The 14,420-nt window shown below is 49.8% G+C and carries 16 protein-coding genes; 11 read left to right on the top strand and 5 right to left on the bottom strand.

Features of this window, described 5'->3' with window-relative positions:
• Positions 1 to 13 precede the first annotated feature (13 nt).
• Together coaD and ABDW36_RS12580 are read left to right on the top strand one after the other, a co-directional pair.
• Complete coding sequence (gene coaD, locus ABDW36_RS12575; protein WP_343702252.1) at positions 14 to 496, top strand: pantetheine-phosphate adenylyltransferase; 483 nt, start codon at positions 14 to 16, stop codon at positions 494 to 496.
• Positions 497 to 507: 11 nt separating this feature from the next.
• Positions 508 to 945: a hotdog fold thioesterase gene (locus ABDW36_RS12580; protein WP_343702253.1), complete on the top strand. Its 438-nt coding sequence runs from the start codon at positions 508 to 510 to the stop codon at positions 943 to 945.
• Here ABDW36_RS12580 and ABDW36_RS12585 read toward each other — a convergent pair.
• Together ABDW36_RS12585 and ABDW36_RS12590 are read right to left on the bottom strand one after the other, a co-directional pair.
• Positions 929 to 1,657 (bottom strand): class I SAM-dependent methyltransferase, encoded by a 729-nt coding sequence (locus ABDW36_RS12585; protein ID WP_343702254.1) that lies wholly within the window; start codon positions 1,655 to 1,657, stop codon positions 929 to 931. The genes ABDW36_RS12580 and ABDW36_RS12585 overlap by 17 nt on opposite strands.
• Positions 1,658 to 1,660: 3 nt before the next feature.
• Positions 1,661 to 2,245, bottom strand: a complete 585-nt coding sequence (locus ABDW36_RS12590) for an NUDIX domain-containing protein (RefSeq protein WP_343702255.1) — start codon at positions 2,243 to 2,245, stop codon at positions 1,661 to 1,663.
• A gap of 89 nt (positions 2,246 to 2,334) precedes the next feature.
• Here ABDW36_RS12590 and pyrE point away from each other — a divergent pair, with 89 nt between their 5' ends.
• Both pyrE and ABDW36_RS12600 read left to right on the top strand, forming a co-directional pair.
• Positions 2,335 to 2,970: an orotate phosphoribosyltransferase gene (gene pyrE, locus ABDW36_RS12595; protein WP_343702256.1), complete on the top strand. Its 636-nt coding sequence runs from the start codon at positions 2,335 to 2,337 to the stop codon at positions 2,968 to 2,970.
• Positions 2,971 to 3,024: 54 nt separating this feature from the next.
• Positions 3,025 to 3,402 (top strand): cation transporter, encoded by a 378-nt coding sequence (locus ABDW36_RS12600; protein WP_343702257.1) that lies wholly within the window; start codon positions 3,025 to 3,027, stop codon positions 3,400 to 3,402.
• 162 nt (positions 3,403 to 3,564) lie between these two features.
• Here ABDW36_RS12600 and ABDW36_RS12605 read toward each other — a convergent pair whose 3' ends face one another.
• Positions 3,565 to 4,020 carry an LEA type 2 family protein gene (locus ABDW36_RS12605; protein ID WP_343702258.1) on the bottom strand — a complete coding sequence of 152 codons (456 nt, stop codon included), beginning with the start codon at positions 4,018 to 4,020 and terminating at the stop codon, positions 3,565 to 3,567.
• A 342-nt stretch (positions 4,021 to 4,362) separates the two neighbouring features.
• Between ABDW36_RS12605 and ABDW36_RS12610 the strand changes: the two genes are divergently transcribed.
• From ABDW36_RS12610 to ABDW36_RS12620, 3 genes are all read left to right on the top strand, one after another.
• Entirely contained in the window at positions 4,363 to 4,995 is a 633-nt protein-coding gene (locus ABDW36_RS12610; protein ID WP_343702259.1) for a WbqC family protein, read from the top strand.
• 303 nt (positions 4,996 to 5,298) lie between these two features.
• On the top strand, positions 5,299 to 6,696 hold the full coding sequence (locus ABDW36_RS12615; RefSeq protein WP_343702260.1) for an arginine decarboxylase: 1,398 nt from the start codon (positions 5,299 to 5,301) through the stop codon (positions 6,694 to 6,696).
• A 429-nt stretch (positions 6,697 to 7,125) separates the two neighbouring features.
• Positions 7,126 to 7,587, top strand: a complete 462-nt coding sequence (locus ABDW36_RS12620; protein WP_343702261.1) for a nuclear transport factor 2 family protein — start codon at positions 7,126 to 7,128, stop codon at positions 7,585 to 7,587.
• A 2-nt stretch (positions 7,588 to 7,589) separates the two neighbouring features.
• Here ABDW36_RS12620 and ABDW36_RS12625 read toward each other — a convergent pair whose 3' ends face one another.
• Together ABDW36_RS12625 and ABDW36_RS12630 are read right to left on the bottom strand one after the other, a co-directional pair.
• A complete protein-coding gene (locus ABDW36_RS12625) occupies positions 7,590 to 8,432 on the bottom strand; it encodes a hypothetical protein (RefSeq protein ID WP_343702262.1) in 843 nt (280 codons plus the stop codon).
• A gap of 126 nt (positions 8,433 to 8,558) precedes the next feature.
• On the bottom strand, positions 8,559 to 8,996 hold the full coding sequence (locus tag ABDW36_RS12630) for an Hsp20/alpha crystallin family protein (protein ID WP_343702263.1): 438 nt from the start codon (positions 8,994 to 8,996) through the stop codon (positions 8,559 to 8,561).
• A 220-nt stretch (positions 8,997 to 9,216) separates the two neighbouring features.
• Between ABDW36_RS12630 and ABDW36_RS12635 the strand changes: the two genes are divergently transcribed.
• The 4 genes from ABDW36_RS12635 to ABDW36_RS12650 all read left to right on the top strand — a co-directional run bounded on the left by ABDW36_RS12635 (position 9,217) and on the right by ABDW36_RS12650 (position 14,340).
• The gene (locus ABDW36_RS12635; protein ID WP_343702264.1) at positions 9,217 to 9,630 is read left to right on the top strand and encodes a BrxA/BrxB family bacilliredoxin; all 414 of its coding nucleotides are present in this window, start codon (positions 9,217 to 9,219) and stop codon (positions 9,628 to 9,630) included.
• Positions 9,631 to 9,831: 201 nt separating this feature from the next.
• A complete protein-coding gene (locus ABDW36_RS12640; protein ID WP_343702265.1) occupies positions 9,832 to 11,061 on the top strand; it encodes a prolipoprotein diacylglyceryl transferase family protein in 1,230 nt (409 codons plus the stop codon).
• Complete coding sequence (locus tag ABDW36_RS12645; protein ID WP_343702266.1) at positions 11,061 to 11,486, top strand: hemerythrin domain-containing protein; 426 nt, start codon at positions 11,061 to 11,063, stop codon at positions 11,484 to 11,486. The genes ABDW36_RS12640 and ABDW36_RS12645 overlap by 1 nt, the downstream gene beginning before the upstream one ends.
• A 385-nt stretch (positions 11,487 to 11,871) precedes the next feature.
• The gene (locus ABDW36_RS12650; RefSeq protein ID WP_343702267.1) at positions 11,872 to 14,340 is read left to right on the top strand and encodes a TonB-dependent receptor; all 2,469 of its coding nucleotides are present in this window, start codon (positions 11,872 to 11,874) and stop codon (positions 14,338 to 14,340) included.
• The last annotated feature ends 80 nt before the right edge of the window (positions 14,341 to 14,420 follow it).

Here is a 14,420-nt window from a genome sequence, read left to right on the forward strand (position 1 = left end):
TACTTATACCATCATGCACAGCATCTGCTTATTTCCCGGTACGTTCGATCCTGTAACCCTGGGGCATACCGATATTATAGACCGCGCCCTGCCGCTGTTTGACGAGCTGATCATCGGTATCGGCATCAACTCCGGCAAAGTACCCATGTACTCTGTGGAGCAGCGGGTGGAGTGGATCAGGGAGATCTATAAAGACGAGCCCAAGATAAAGGTCACCTCTTACGAAGGCCTCACCGTTACCTTCTGCAAGCAGGTGAACGCCCGGTTTATACTGAGGGGCATCCGGTACGTGGCAGATTTTGAGTACGAAAAGGCCATTGCGGACATCAACCGGAAAATGGACCCCGATGTGGAAACCATCTTCCTCACCTGCTCGCCAGAATTTTCTACCATTGCCTCCACGCTGGTAAGAGACGTGATCAGGAACGGGGGAGATGCCGCCCAGTTTCTGCCCGGCGTAGTGGCCAAAAGCATACAACAGCAAAAGAAGAGTTAAAACGCAATATCATGAAGGCAATCTGGTTTTCGCTGGATATTTCTCTTGACCAGCTCAATGAAAATGCGCAAAATACCATGGGCAGCTACCTGGGCATGGAGTTCACGGAGATAGGCCCAGACTACCTGCGGGCCATGATGCCGGTAGATCACCGTACCGTTCAGCCCTATGGCCTGCTGCACGGCGGCGCTTCCGCAGCACTGGCGGAAACCGTGGGCAGCGTGGCCTCAGCCCTCATCATTGACCCGGAAAAACAAATTTGCGTAGGCCTGGAGATCAATGCCAACCACCTGCGCGGCGTGCGGGAAGGGTATGTGCATGCCGTAGCCAGGCCGCTGCACATCGGCTCCGGCACCCATGTGTGGGACATCCGCATTACAAATGACGATAACAAGCTAATTTGTGTAAGCCGCCTCACCGTAGCCATTCTGGCTAAACGCCAGGCTTAGCCGCCACCAGGTAGTGCATGCGCATGATCACCTCATGGTCTTGCACCGTAAAGCCCGCCGCTGTCAGCATCATTTTCAGCTGCTCAATGCCCAGGCGCAGTTTCCTGTAGCTGCTCACTTTCTGTATCCACTGGCCCTGCTGCTTTTCCAGTAAAATATCAAATACGCTGACGTACCCCGGGAAATATTCCAGGAAGCAGGTGTGGATGCGCTCATCTTCCGCGCGTACCGGCACAAACCTTTCCTCTTGCTCCAGCGGCTGGGTGAGGTCTCGGAAGGAGAGTACCAGCTTGCCTTTGGGGCTGAGCATACGGTACCATTCCCCGATGAGGGTGGTTACCTGCTCTACGCTTTCCAGGTGGGTGAGCGTGTCTCCCATACAAACTATCAGCTCCGCGTCCATACTGTACTGCCCCGTATTGGCCAGGTTGGCCAGGATGGTGCGTACCGGCAGGCCCTTGGTACGGGCGTTCAGCTCAGACAGCAGGTGCTGGTTAAAGTCTACCGCAAACACGGAAAACCCCAGGTTGGCAAGAGACACGGTTTGCAGGCCGTGCCCCGCGCCCAGGTCAAGGGCCACGCCGTTACCGGCAGGGGCAATGTGTTTACTGGTGAAGTAGGCTTCCTGTTCTTTCTGTTTGGTGTCAAAGTTGCCGCTCATCCAGGCGTAGAAGGCGGCCAGGTGATTGTCGTAATGGGCTTTTGCGTTCATAGGTCATAGTTTATATCCCGCTTTCAGGAACACCTCCCGGATGTTTTCATAGGAATAGGCCATGTATTTGCCAAGGTGTTCAGGGCGTATCCATTGAATGTCCAGGATGTCTTCCTCTATCTGCGGAACGGTGAGCTCGGTACCGGTGAAAAACATGCGGTACCAGTGGCTCTGTTTCAGGATTTTTTTGTCTTTCAGGGGGTAATAATGAAAGGTTTCCGTGATCTTTCCATCAATATTGACGTGCTGCAGGCCGGTTTCTTCCTGCACCTCGCGCAGCGCACAGGCTTCCAGGGTTTCCCCTTCGTCCAGCTTCCCTTTGGGCAGGTCCCATTTGCCCCGGCGGAACATCAGCAGTATCTCCCCCGCCTCATTGGTAATGAGGCCACCTGCCGCTTCGTATACTGTAAAATGCCCTTTTACCGTTTCAAATAGAGCAGGCACGTTCTGATGGCGGAGCACTGCCATGGGCAGCTCGTTCTTTTCCAGCAGGGCAAGCGTTTGCGCTATTTCCGTATCTGCAGGTGAAAAGAGGGTGACCGCTTCCTCAAAACCAGGCGGCAGCAGGTGCTTTTCTCCCGTAAGCAATAAAGGTCTTTCATTTATATATATAATAAGTGGCATTTCCATCCTGCAAAAATAATCGTTTGCATTATTCATCGTACTTTTGCGCCGTTATGAACAATGTCAGCGAAAAACAGGTAGCAGAGAAGCTGCTCCAGGTACAGGCCGTAAAACTGAGCCCGGCCAAGCCCTTCACCTGGGCTTCCGGATGGAAATCTCCCATTTATTGCGATAACCGCAAGGTATTGTCTTTTCCGTACGTACGTGATTTTATCAAGTCGGAACTGAGCAACCTGATATTTGAAACCTTCCCTGACGCGGCGGTAATAGCCGGCGTGGCTACGGCGGGCATCCCTCACGGGGCGCTGGTGGCAGACCAGCTGAAGCTGCCGTTCATATATGTAAGGTCTAAACCCAAAGAGCACGGCATGGGTAATATGATAGAGGGCGTATTGCAGCCCGGCCAGCCCGTGGTAGTGGTGGAAGACCTGATCTCTACCGGTAAAAGCAGCCTGGAGGCCGTGCAGGCCATCCGCGCCGCCGGCGGGGAGGTGATAGGCATGGTGTCTATCTTTAATTACGGGTTTGATGTGGCTGTGAAGGCTTTTGAAGCGGCCGGCGTGCCCTTCAGATCCCTGAGCAACTACAGCGCCCTGATAGAGCTGGCGCTTGAAAAAGGACAGGTATCCGCCGAAGAGCAGAGCACTTTGCAGGCCTGGCGCGCTGCCCCGGATGTATGGGGAAAATAGCGAACATATTTAATTTTATAATAGTATATTGTGTTGGTTTAAAAAAGACTTGCTATGCGTACAATCCAATTAATGCTGTTGCTGTTGCTCGCCGGGGCAGGGGTAACAATGGGCCAGGCAAAGAAGGGCACACTGGCCACTGCCAAGATCAAGGTGCCTACCGTGCAGTGCAACATGTGTAAAGACCGCATTCAGCGTTATTTTCTCCGGGAAGAGGGGGTAAAATCCATGGTGGTAGATGTGAAAAAGAAAGAGGCAACGGTGAAATATTATACTGACCGCACCAATGTTGAGAATATCAAAACCGCCATTGCCAATGTAGGATATGACGCGGATGACGTAACGGCGAATGAGGATTCTTACAAGGAATTGCCTAAATGCTGCCAGAAACCGGAAGACGGTGGAGGGCCACAACCCAAGAAAAAGGGATAGGTTTTTCAGAAGATTTTGACCGCTCCGGGTGTTCCCGGGGCGGTTTTTTTATGTGCTTTAGCGAGATCCAGTGGCATCCAAAAATCAGAAAGCCGGTTCTTCCCGCAGGGAAAAAACCGGCTTTTATTCCTTCCAGACCCGCATACCGGGCCTGCTCTTTTCTCAGAAAAAATCGAGCTTTTGCTTTGTTTCGCACCTGATCGGGAAGGGCAGGTATACCCCTTTTTTGCCCACTTTGCAATTCCCGGCGGCCTTAATGGTGACCTCTTTATTGGTCAGTGCGCCCAGCACATTCTTGAAAACATTGCCCATTTCCACCTCCAGCTTCACCGGAAAATAAAACGTATCCCTGGCCGGGATCTCTATCAGGGTATCCTGCAGGGAATGCCCCACTTTGGTGTCGTCCAGGAAAATATCGAACTCGGCATCTTTCAGGCGGAGGGAAAAATTGTTGGGGTTGAAATAGGCCAGCTCCATTTTAACGGTGCTTTTTGAAAAGCTCAGGTTGTCAAAATCGAAGCTTGCCACCCGGAGAAACTCCAGGTCTTTCATCTTGTCGCAGGAGCTGAGGGTACCCCACAGCAGGAACACCAGAATGCCCCAAGTATACCTTTTCATGAACGGCGGTTTTTTAAAATTTCCCCAAACCTACAAAACTCAAACTAAACAAGAAGTTAAAGATTACCATCCGGAAGGCTGGGAGACACCCTTCTATTTGAAATTTCACTTTAAGTGAAAACGACCTAAAATCAACCATTTTTAGAACTAATAACTTTAGTATTTTTGTTAACTTTTAATATTCCGGTTAAAACGTTTTTTTGCTAAAGCAAATAGCATATTTTAAACCATTCTATGAACTGTTTTTCAATGGATTAATGTGTTATAACTGTAGCTTAATATTTAATTTTAACCAGGCGCTTTTCAATGATTTCGCAGACTTTTTACTTTAATTATGACGATATGACAGAAGGATACAAGAACAGAATTTTACTTATTGAATCTCAATACTTTCCATCAATTTCATTCTATAAAACTTTAATTGAGGTCGATATATTAAAAATTGAAAGATATGAACACTACCAGAAGGTGAGTTTTCGCAACCGTTGTTACGTGGCCGGGCCGAACGGAACTATTCTTTTAAGCGTTCCCCTATCGAAAGGAAAAAATCAGCGGACCATCATGAAAGATGTTCGCATCAGCAACCAGGAAAACTGGCAGGCCCTTCACTGGAAAACCCTTACTTCCGCATACCGCCGTTCCCCCTGGTTCGAGTACTTCGAAAATGAACTGGAAGATCTCTACACCCGCAGGTTCGATTTTTTGCTTGACTGGAACATGGCCTGCCTCCAATGGGCCAACCAGGTGCTGGGCATTTCCCCGGAAATCAGCCTTACAGACCGCTTTGAGAAAACCTATGACCCCGCCACGGGCGTGCTGGACAGGAGAGACCACCTGCAGCCGGGCCAGCCGGCGCCGGAAGGCGTGCCGGTATATGCCCAGGTTTTTGGGGAACGGACCGGCTTTTTCCCGAACCTTAGCATCCTTGACTTGTTATTCTGTGAAGGGAAAAGGGCGGTAGAACTATTGAAGTGATTATGAAGGGGTTGTAAAACAGGGCTTCCGGGAGAAGATACCCTGGCGTGATTGAAATTTCAACTATAGTTAAATGTAGTTAAGTTGCTGTAATACAGTTGTTTAAGTAAACTTTCCTCCTTCCATAAAAAAGATGGAAATTTTTTGGAAATGCATTGGAACAAAATAGTAGATTTGCAACCGATTTTGCTGGTCAAACGACTTACGTAGGTGTGTTGTTATCAACTTAAAACCAGAAGTTACCAGCTCATTTATACTGTAGTTTAAGTTTTTACTAACTCTAAAATTCATTCACAGCGTTAAATGAACAACACCTACACGGACCTCGTTAACCAAACCTTCGAGTTCCCCCAGGAGGGTTTCGAAGTGAAGGATAACAACCTTATTTTTAACGGGTTGGATATCCGGGCGCTGATCGACAAGTATGGAACGCCTTTCAAGCTCACTTATCTGCCCAAAATAGGGATGCAGATCAACCGGGCCAAAAAGATGTTCCAGGACGCGATCAAGAAAAACAGGTATGATGGCAATTATTATTATTGCTACTGTACCAAAAGTTCGCACTTCTCCTTTATAATGGAGGAGACGCTGAAACACAATGTGCACATTGAAACGTCTTTTGCGTACGATATAGATATTATCCATAAGCTGTACGAACGCAAAAAGATCACCAAAGATACCTTCATCATCTGCAACGGGTATAAGACAAAAACCTATACCCGTAGTATAGCCAAGCTGATCAACAGCGGCTTTACGAACGTGTTGCCGGTGCTGGACAATAAGGAGGAGCTGGAAGACTATTCCAAATTCATCCGCGCCAAGGGCCCGGTAAAGCTGGGTATCCGCATTGCCGCGGAGGAGGAGCCTACCTTCGACTTTTATACCTCCCGTCTGGGCATTGCCTCCCGAGACATCCTGGAGTTCTATGTAGACAAGCTGAAAGGCAACCCGAAGTTTGAGCTGAAAATGCTCCACTTCTTCATGAACAAAGGGATCAAGGACGACATTTTCTACTGGAGCCAGTTTAACAAGGTGCTGAACCTTTACTGCCAGCTGAAAAAGATCTGTCCGGAATTGGAAAGCATTAACCTGGGCGGCGGCTTCCCCATCAAACACTCCCTTGGGTTTGATTACGACTACGCTTATATCGTGAACGAGATCGTAGCCAACATCAAGAGCGTGTGCAAGAAGAACAAGGTACCCGTACCGGATATCTATACGGAATTCGGTTCGTTTACCGTAGGGGAGAGCGGCGCTGTGATCTACAGCGTGCTGGGGGAAAAAATGCAGAACGACCGGGAGAACTGGTATATGATAGACAGCTCTTTCATTACCACCCTGCCTGATACCTGGGGCATCGGAGAAAAGTTCCTGATGCTGCCCATCAACAAGTGGGACCAGGAATACCAGGAGGTGCATCTGGGAGGGCTTACCTGTGACGGGTACGACTTCTACACGTCTGAAGAGCATATCAACGCCGTGTTCCTGCCCAAGCTCACCAACGGGGAACCCCTCTACATCGGGTTTTTCCATACCGGGGCCTACCAGGACCAGCTGAGCGGTTACGGCGGCATCAAACACTGCCTGATACCTTCCCCCAAACATGTGATTGTGGGGTACGACAAAAACGGACAATTAAAAGACTGGCTATACGCTAAGGAGCAAACCTCCCAAAGCATGCTGAAAATTTTGGGTTATTAAAAAAATGGGTTAGTAATCCACTTAAAAACCCCTTGGTTCTCCAAGGGGTTTCTTTTTTTACCGTCTGTCATATTAATAATATCGTTCAAATAAAATAAGGCCCCCCGTTTCTGGAGAGCCCATAATTTCATAGGATAGACGGATCCAACATTCATGGCAAGGGAATTACACATTTATGGAACGGGTCCATAAATGTAATTTCAAGGCATAAGGTAAAAGGAAATTTCAAGGCATAAGGAAAAAGGCATTGTGATTCGGTATAGGTGGCAATAGGTTACGATAATAATTTGCTCAGTGTAAAAGTAGTGGTATAGCCCTCCCCGGCAAATACCAATTAGTTGTATCTTTTTGCAATTTTCTAATGAAAATTACGCTGCAAGTGCGCGCTATATATTAAATAGATTTAATAATTACAACCCCTTCTACTATATGAAAAAGGCCTGCTTTATTCCTTTGTTATTATTACTCATATGTTCTAACCGTGCAGCAGCGCAGTCTTCCGAAGAAGAGGCCGTGAAAAGCGCCATCCGTCAACTGTTTGACGGCATGAAGAAGGGGGATAGCGCTATGGTAAAGGATGTGTTCGATGAAAAGGCTATCATGCAAACAGTTATAACGCCTCCGAACAAAGGTGTTATAGTGCGCAGCGCCAGTATTCAGCAATTCATTACCGCCGTTGGCACCCCTCACACGGACGTGTGGGACGAGCGGATCACATTTGACAAGATTATGATTGACGGACCTCTCGCTTCCGTATGGACGCCATACAGTTTTTACCTCGGCAGCCGCTTCAGCCATTGCGGGGTCAACTCCTTCCAGCTATGCAAATCGGCAAAAGGTTGGAAAATCATATACCTGGTGGATACACGCAGAAAGGAGAGCTGTCTGTAAGCTCATTTGCCGGCAGTGGCGCCGGTGTTGTCCAGGAAGTTGATAGCTGAATCACACTGCTTCTCTATTTCAGAAAAGCAGGCATCCATCATTTCCAGGTTGCCTTCCATGAACTCATTTTTGCCCGAGCGGGAAAGGCCTTTCAGCAGCAGGAACTGTTTGGTGAGGTTCTGGTTGATGAGCGCGGAGAACTGCTGCTGCTTCTGCAGGGTTTGCTGCTGCTCCAGCCGGGTAATGTTGCGGTAGTATACGCCCCATACCCGCAGGAACACTACCAGGTAGCCCGCCATCAGGAAGGGGGTAACCAGGTATTTGTCCAGCGAGGAATAAGCGGGAGCCAGGAATACGGGCAGGTGGTGTATTTTCATATATGCTACCAGGCCCAGGTAGAGGAACAGCAGCAAGCCAAGGGAAAGCGCCGTTCTGAGGTTTACCGCAAAGTAGCCCAGCATGCAGGCCATCATCCAGGGCATGGCATATATGGGGGATACGTCCAGGTCATTGGTGAAAGAAGATATCATGGGCACCAGCAGGGTGTTCAGTGCAGCAACCGTACCGGTAACCGCGGTGCTTACGCCCAGGCTCATCAGGAAGGCGCATAGCACAAACACGCCGGCAAACACGGCGGTGATGCCGAGGTTCAGATAATCATGCAGGTAGAGCAATGTCACCAGCATAGGCAGCAGGGTGAGCGTATAAAAAAAGAGAAAATCGAACAGCATCTTGATACGTGCCTGCTCAAATGCGCATGCGTGCCTGCGGATGAGTTTGGCTGTTACCGTTTTTTCGGTGTGCTGGTATAGGTATATGGATAAGTTCTTTAATATTTTGTTGGCCCGGCTCATCCTGGTAATAATAAGATATGTGAAAGCAAGGTACTATCCTGCGCGCTGCCTGCCATTCAACGTTAGTGGTAATTTGGGGCATAAAAAAGGGCCGCCCCAGATGGAGCGGCCCTGCTATCCTAACCCTTATGCAACTGTAATTTCTTTTGCAGTGTCCTGTTTTGCCTCTTTTTTAGGCAGGGTCACTTTCAGCACACCGTTTTCGTATTTCGCGTTGATGTTATCTGCGTCAATGTTCTCGTTCACGGTAAATGAGCGGGAGAAAGAGCGGAAGCTGAACTCGCGGCGGATCTGTTTGTCGCCTTCTTCAATATTTTCCGTTTTCTTCTCAGAGCTGATGGTCAGCGTTTGCCCTTCCAGGTTGATCTTGAAGTCACCTTTCTCCAGGCCGGGCGCTACCACGTCCAGTATATAGGCCTCTTTGGTTTCCTTGATGTTCACCGGGGCCTGCTGGCCGAAGAAATCGGAAAAACCGAAATCGCGGTTGAGCTTGCCGTTGAAAATTTCGTCTACAAAGCCGCTGAGGGTCCGGGCCGGTTGATGATTAAATTTTACGAGTGTCATAGTGTTTATAATTTTTTGTGTTAAACCATTTAGTTTTTCGGTTACACCCGGTGTCGATCAAACCGGATACCAATGCCACATTCCGGAAATTTCGCCAGCAAAAGGAGGGATGCGCAAGACAAATAGGCAGTTTGTTGTGAATCAATAAGACATAATGTCTGATTTACTTTATTTATTCAAGTATGTCGATATATTATTAACTTTGCAAAAAAGAAATATTATGTACCCTGCGGAACTCGTGATGCCGATGAAGGCAGAACTTACAGATAATGGTTTTGAAGAATTGCTCACCCCTGGAAAGGTGGATGAGGTGCTGGCCAAGGAAGGCACTACCCTGGTAGTGATCAATTCCGTATGCGGCTGTTCGGCCGGTACTGCCCGTCCGGGCGTACTGATGGCGGTAGCTACCAGCGAGAAAAAGCCTGACCGTTTAACAACCAGCTTTGCCGGTTTTGATTCAGACGCGGTAAAACAGATCCGTACGCATCTGATGCCTTACCCGCCGTCTTCTCCCTCCATTGCCCTGTTCAAAGACGGGCAACTGGTGCACTTTATAGAACGCCACATGATTGAAGGCCGTTCTGCACAGCTGATCGCAACCAACCTGTTGGCTGCTTTCGATGAATATTGCTAAGATCAATTACGGATTACGGGCAGAATAATCTTTGATTTAAAACCCGTAATTCGTAATTGTAATGTAACTTGGTGGTTTGATTTTCCTTTTGATATAATTCGGCTTTGTTCATAGGAAAACTCAGATCACCATTTTTTTTCGCCTATGTATCCTAATTTATATTACGCATTCAAGGATCTGTTTGGAGTAGAGATACCTTTTTTGAAGATTGTACAAACGTTTGGTTTTTTTGTGGCCATTGCCTTTCTGGCGGCGGCTTATGTATTGACCTCGGAGCTGCGGCGGCGGGAAAAGCTGGGATGGCTGGCCCCCGTGCAGGAAACCATCGTAACCGGCAAACCGGCCTCCCTGGGAGACATGCTGGTGAGCGCGGTGATCGGGTTCATCATCGGGTTCAAGATACTCGGAATGTTTGGCGCAGGCACGGAAGACCTGCGTTCTTATTTTCTCTCCGGCCAGGGCAGCGTAATTGGCGGCATCCTGGTAGCGGCCGCCATGGCTTACTGGAAGTACTATACGAAAAAGAAGGCCGCCCTTCCCAAGCCTAAAGAAGAAAAAGTAAATGTATGGCCGCACCAGCGGGTGCCTGATTTTACCATCATGGCGGCAGTGGCCGGCCTGATAGGGGCCAAGATATTCCACAACCTGGAAAACTGGGGCGAGTTTGTAGCAGACCCCTGGGGCTCCCTTTTTTCCGCCAGCGGCCTCACCTTTTACGGCGGCCTCATTGTAGCCGCCTACGTCATTATCCGCTATGCCCACAAAAAGCAGATCAACTGGAAACACCTGGTAGACAGCGCGGCGCCGGCCCTGATGCTGGCTTATGCGGTAGGCCGCATGGGCTGCCAGTTTTCAGGAGATGGTGACTGGGGCATTAATAACAGCGCCTACGGCACCAACCCCACCGGCAAGGTGGAGGTCATTTCCGAAGCGCAGTACCAGGATGTGCTGCACCGGGACTCTGCCTATTTCACCCGGCACTTCGGCAGCCTGGAGCAGGTGCCCCACAAACGTTTTGAAAAGCCGGCTTCACTCAGCTTCCTGCCAGACTTCTTCTTTGCCTACAGCTACCCGCATAATGTGGTGAACGATGGTATGCCGCTGCAGGGCTGCGAAGGGGAGTACTGCAATGCATTGCCTGTTGGCGTGTACCCCACGCCGTTATACGAGATCATAGTTTGCGGCCTGTTCTTTATTGTACTGATGGCCATCCGCTCCAGGGTGACCATACCCGGCGTGATCTTCGGCATTTACCTGATACTCAACGGCATTGAACGTTTCTTTGTGGAGAAGATAAGGGTTAACACGAAGTACGATATTTTCGGCTTTCACCCCACGCAGGCGGAAATCATTGCCACCCTGCTGGTAATAGGCGGCGCCGGCCTTATCTGGTACGCCCGTAAAACGAAACCCGTACAAAAAACAGCCTGATGCAGCGCCATCCGAACCTGGTACCGCTTTCCCACGAGCATAAAACCCTGCTCTTCGTATGCAGGTACCTGAAAAAAGACGCGGCCCCTTATGAGGGCTACCCCCTGGACGCCGATTCCAAAATGGCCTACATGGTCAAAGTATTCCAGGAGATCATGGTGCCGCACATCCAGAAAGAAGATTACCTGTTTGAACAATGCCGCGGCCACCGGGCGGATATAGACGCCCTGCTGGACGAGCTGATAGCAGAGCACCGCGTTATTTCCGGCATGTACAGCGCGCTGGTAGATAACCCCAACCCTGTAGAGGCCATGGACCAGCTGGCCCGCAGCCTGGAGGCCCATATCCGGAAAGAGGAGCGCGTGGCGTTTGAGAAAATGCAGGAGGAGTTGCCGGAAGTGATTGCGGCATTAAAGTTTGAGTAGTATATATTATTACTATAGGAGCGGGGCCAGCCGGTAAGGTGGCCCCGTTCCTGTCTGCATCCCGCTTCCCCGATTCGTCATTTTAGTCACAAGATCAACCCGGTTCATCCCTTTTCCCCTCAGCATTCACCCGCTTCCACCTAGTTTTGCCACAGGTTTTGTAACAATCACCGCCGCCGGCCGTCTTCCTTGCACAAAGCGGCCATAACGCCGGCAAGCTGAAGTTTCACTCAAACCACTTTTTACCAATCATCACCAGATAATGACCACTTGTGTATAATTATGTACTATGTAAAACATACTACCTACCTTTACACTGTAGTAGTTAAAGAAAGGAACTATAGCACAACAACCTAACTAGTCCAAATCTAAACATCCGCCTTATATGAAATCGATATTTAAATTGTTGACCCTGAGCGCCTTACTGGTCAGTACCGGCAACATGGCTCAGGCCCAGAGCGGGAACGGCACCCCCGGTCTTAAAGGGAAAATAAACGGCCAGGTGCACCGCACAGACAATAAACCGGTAGAATTTGCCACTGTAACCCTCCTGAAAGCAAAAGACTCTTCCCTGGTAAAAGGGGCTATAGCCGGGGTAGACGGCAAATACGAGTTTGAGGGTATCCGCGAAGGGCGTTACCTGGTGGCCGCCGTGAACATGGGCATGAAAAAAGGCTACAGCCAGCCCTTCACCGTGAACGGCAGCCCCGTAAAAGTACCGGCCATCACCCTGGAAGAAACCTCCCGCAACCTGAAAGAAGTAAACGTAACGGCTAAACGCCCCTTCATAGAACAAAAAGCTGATAAAATGGTGGTGAACGTGGAAAACAGTATTGTAGCGGCAGGCGGCACTGCCCTGGAGGTACTGCAACAGTCACCCGGAATACAGGTAGATAAAGATGACAATATATCCATGCGTGGCAAGAACGGTGTGATCATTATGATCGACGGCAAAGTCACGAACATGTCTCCCCAGGACGTTGCCATGCTGCTGAAAAATATGCCCAGCTCTAACATAGACCAGATAGAGCTGATCGCCAATCCTTCCGCCAAATACGACGCAGCTGGCAACGCCGGGATTATCAACATCAAGCTGAAAAAGAACTCCAATTACGGCGCCAACGGCAGCGTGAACGCAGGTTTTATACAGGGCAAGCTGCCGAAGGCAAACGGGGGGCTCAATCTCAACTACCGCAATAAAAAGGTAAATGTGTACGGTTCCTACAATTACAATTACAACCGGAACTTTGAAGACCTGAGCATTTACCGTGACAACCTGGAGAAATCAGGCCGCATCACTTTTGACCAGAACACCTACATAGACAAAAAGAACCAGTATCACGGCGGCAAGTTCGGGGCAGATTATTTCATCAACAACAACCACACCCTGGGCGTCATGGTGAACCTGGCCACCAGCAGCTGGAAGGGCGCCGGCAACAGCACTACCTGGATAGGGAGCGGGGAGGCCATAGACTCCAGCCTGCATACGGTGTCAGATAATTATAATACGTGGGACCGCCAGTCTTACAACGTCAACTACAAAGGCAAGCTGGACACTGCCGGCAAGGAGCTGAACATAGACCTGGACTATTCCCGCAACTCCGAAGACCAGGGCAGCCGCCTTTACTCCGCCTATATGGATGCCACCGGCAAGCAATACTGGGGGGGAGACACCACCCGCAGCCTGCAGCCATCGGTGATCAATATCAAAACGGTGAAGATCGATTATACGCACCCCCTGAAGAAGGAAGCGAAAATTGAAGCGGGCATCAAACTGAGCTTTGTAGACTCGGACAACAACTCCCGCTTTGACTCCCTCAAACGCTCACAATGGGAGTATGACGCCAACCGTTCCAATTACTTTATATATAAGGAGAACGTGAACGCCGCTTACATCAACTTTTCCAAACAGTTCAAAAAGATCGGTGTGCAGGCCGGTCTCCGTGCGGAGCATACCAACGTGGAGGGCAACTCCGTTACCCTCAAACAGGTGAATGACACCAGCTATCTCAACTTTTTCCCCAGCGTGTTTTTCAGCTACGCGGCCAACAAGAACAACCAGTGGGGCATTTCCTACAGCCGCCGGCTGCAGCGCCCCAGCTACGATGACCTGAACCCCTTCGAGTTTTTCCTTGACCGGTATACCAAGGCGGGGGGCAACCCCAACCTGCGCCCGCAGTATTCCCACAACTTTGACCTGACGCATACGTTCAAGTCTTTCCTGACCACGGCCATCGGCTACAGCCGCACCAGCGATATGCTGTCACGCATCCTGGAGCCGGGCGTAGACCCCGTCACCGGAGATACCACCATTATTGTATATAAATACATGAACGTGGCCAAAAAAGACAACATCAACCTGAACGTATCCGCCCCGGTACCCGTTACCAAATGGTGGAGAACGTTCACCACGGTATCCGTGTTCTACAACGCCTTTGAGACCACGGTAAACGGGGAGCTGATCAAACGCGCCTCCGGCGGCTTCTTCGGGCAAACGCAGCACACTTTTACCTTTAAAAAGGGGTATTCCGCAGAAGCGTCTTTCTTCTTCGTATCCCCGCAGATCTCACAGGAGGGCCTGTTCCGCATGAACGCCATGTATGCCTTCAACCTGGGCCTGCAAAAGCAGGTGCTGGACAAGAAGGGCACCATACGCCTGAACGTGAACGATCTCTTCAATACCCAGCGCTTCAGCGGCACCTATAATGTCAACAACCGCCAGGTACGCCTGGGCACCCGTTGGGACAGCCGCCAGCTCCGGTTATCCTTCACCTACCGCTTCGGAAATTCAAATGTGAAAGAGGCCCGCAACCGTAAAACCGGGCTGGAAGATGAGCAGAGCAGGGTGAAGTAGCACAAGCACGTACCTAATCATGTTTTAGGTATATAAGGATGGAAGGAACGCGGCCACTTGCTGGCCGCGTTCTGTTTTTC

Origin of the sequence: Chitinophaga sp. (genome assembly GCF_039596455.1) — a bacterium.
GTDB lineage: Bacteria > Bacteroidota > Bacteroidia > Chitinophagales > Chitinophagaceae > Chitinophaga.

Bases quoted from the DNA above. Each gene is read 5' to 3' on its own strand.
- coaD (WP_343702252.1), top strand. From the start codon at position 14: ATGCACAGCATCTGCTTATTTCCCGGTACGTTCGATCCTGTAACCCTG.
- ABDW36_RS12580 (WP_343702253.1), top strand. From the start codon at position 508: ATGAAGGCAATCTGGTTTTCGCTGGATATTTCTCTTGACCAGCTCAAT.
- ABDW36_RS12585 (WP_343702254.1), bottom strand. From the start codon at position 1,657: ATGAACGCAAAAGCCCATTACGACAATCACCTGGCCGCCTTCTACGCC.
- pyrE (WP_343702256.1), top strand. From the start codon at position 2,335: ATGAACAATGTCAGCGAAAAACAGGTAGCAGAGAAGCTGCTCCAGGTA.
- ABDW36_RS12600 (WP_343702257.1), top strand. From the start codon at position 3,025: ATGCGTACAATCCAATTAATGCTGTTGCTGTTGCTCGCCGGGGCAGGG.
- ABDW36_RS12605 (WP_343702258.1), bottom strand. From the start codon at position 4,020: ATGAAAAGGTATACTTGGGGCATTCTGGTGTTCCTGCTGTGGGGTACC.
- ABDW36_RS12610 (WP_343702259.1), top strand. From the start codon at position 4,363: ATGACAGAAGGATACAAGAACAGAATTTTACTTATTGAATCTCAATAC.
- ABDW36_RS12615 (WP_343702260.1), top strand. From the start codon at position 5,299: ATGAACAACACCTACACGGACCTCGTTAACCAAACCTTCGAGTTCCCC.
- ABDW36_RS12620 (WP_343702261.1), top strand. From the start codon at position 7,126: ATGAAAAAGGCCTGCTTTATTCCTTTGTTATTATTACTCATATGTTCT.
- ABDW36_RS12625 (WP_343702262.1), bottom strand. From the start codon at position 8,432: ATGAGCCGGGCCAACAAAATATTAAAGAACTTATCCATATACCTATAC.
- ABDW36_RS12630 (WP_343702263.1), bottom strand. From the start codon at position 8,996: ATGACACTCGTAAAATTTAATCATCAACCGGCCCGGACCCTCAGCGGC.
- ABDW36_RS12635 (WP_343702264.1), top strand. From the start codon at position 9,217: ATGTACCCTGCGGAACTCGTGATGCCGATGAAGGCAGAACTTACAGAT.
- ABDW36_RS12645 (WP_343702266.1), top strand. From the start codon at position 11,061: ATGCAGCGCCATCCGAACCTGGTACCGCTTTCCCACGAGCATAAAACC.
- ABDW36_RS12650 (WP_343702267.1), top strand. From the start codon at position 11,872: ATGAAATCGATATTTAAATTGTTGACCCTGAGCGCCTTACTGGTCAGT.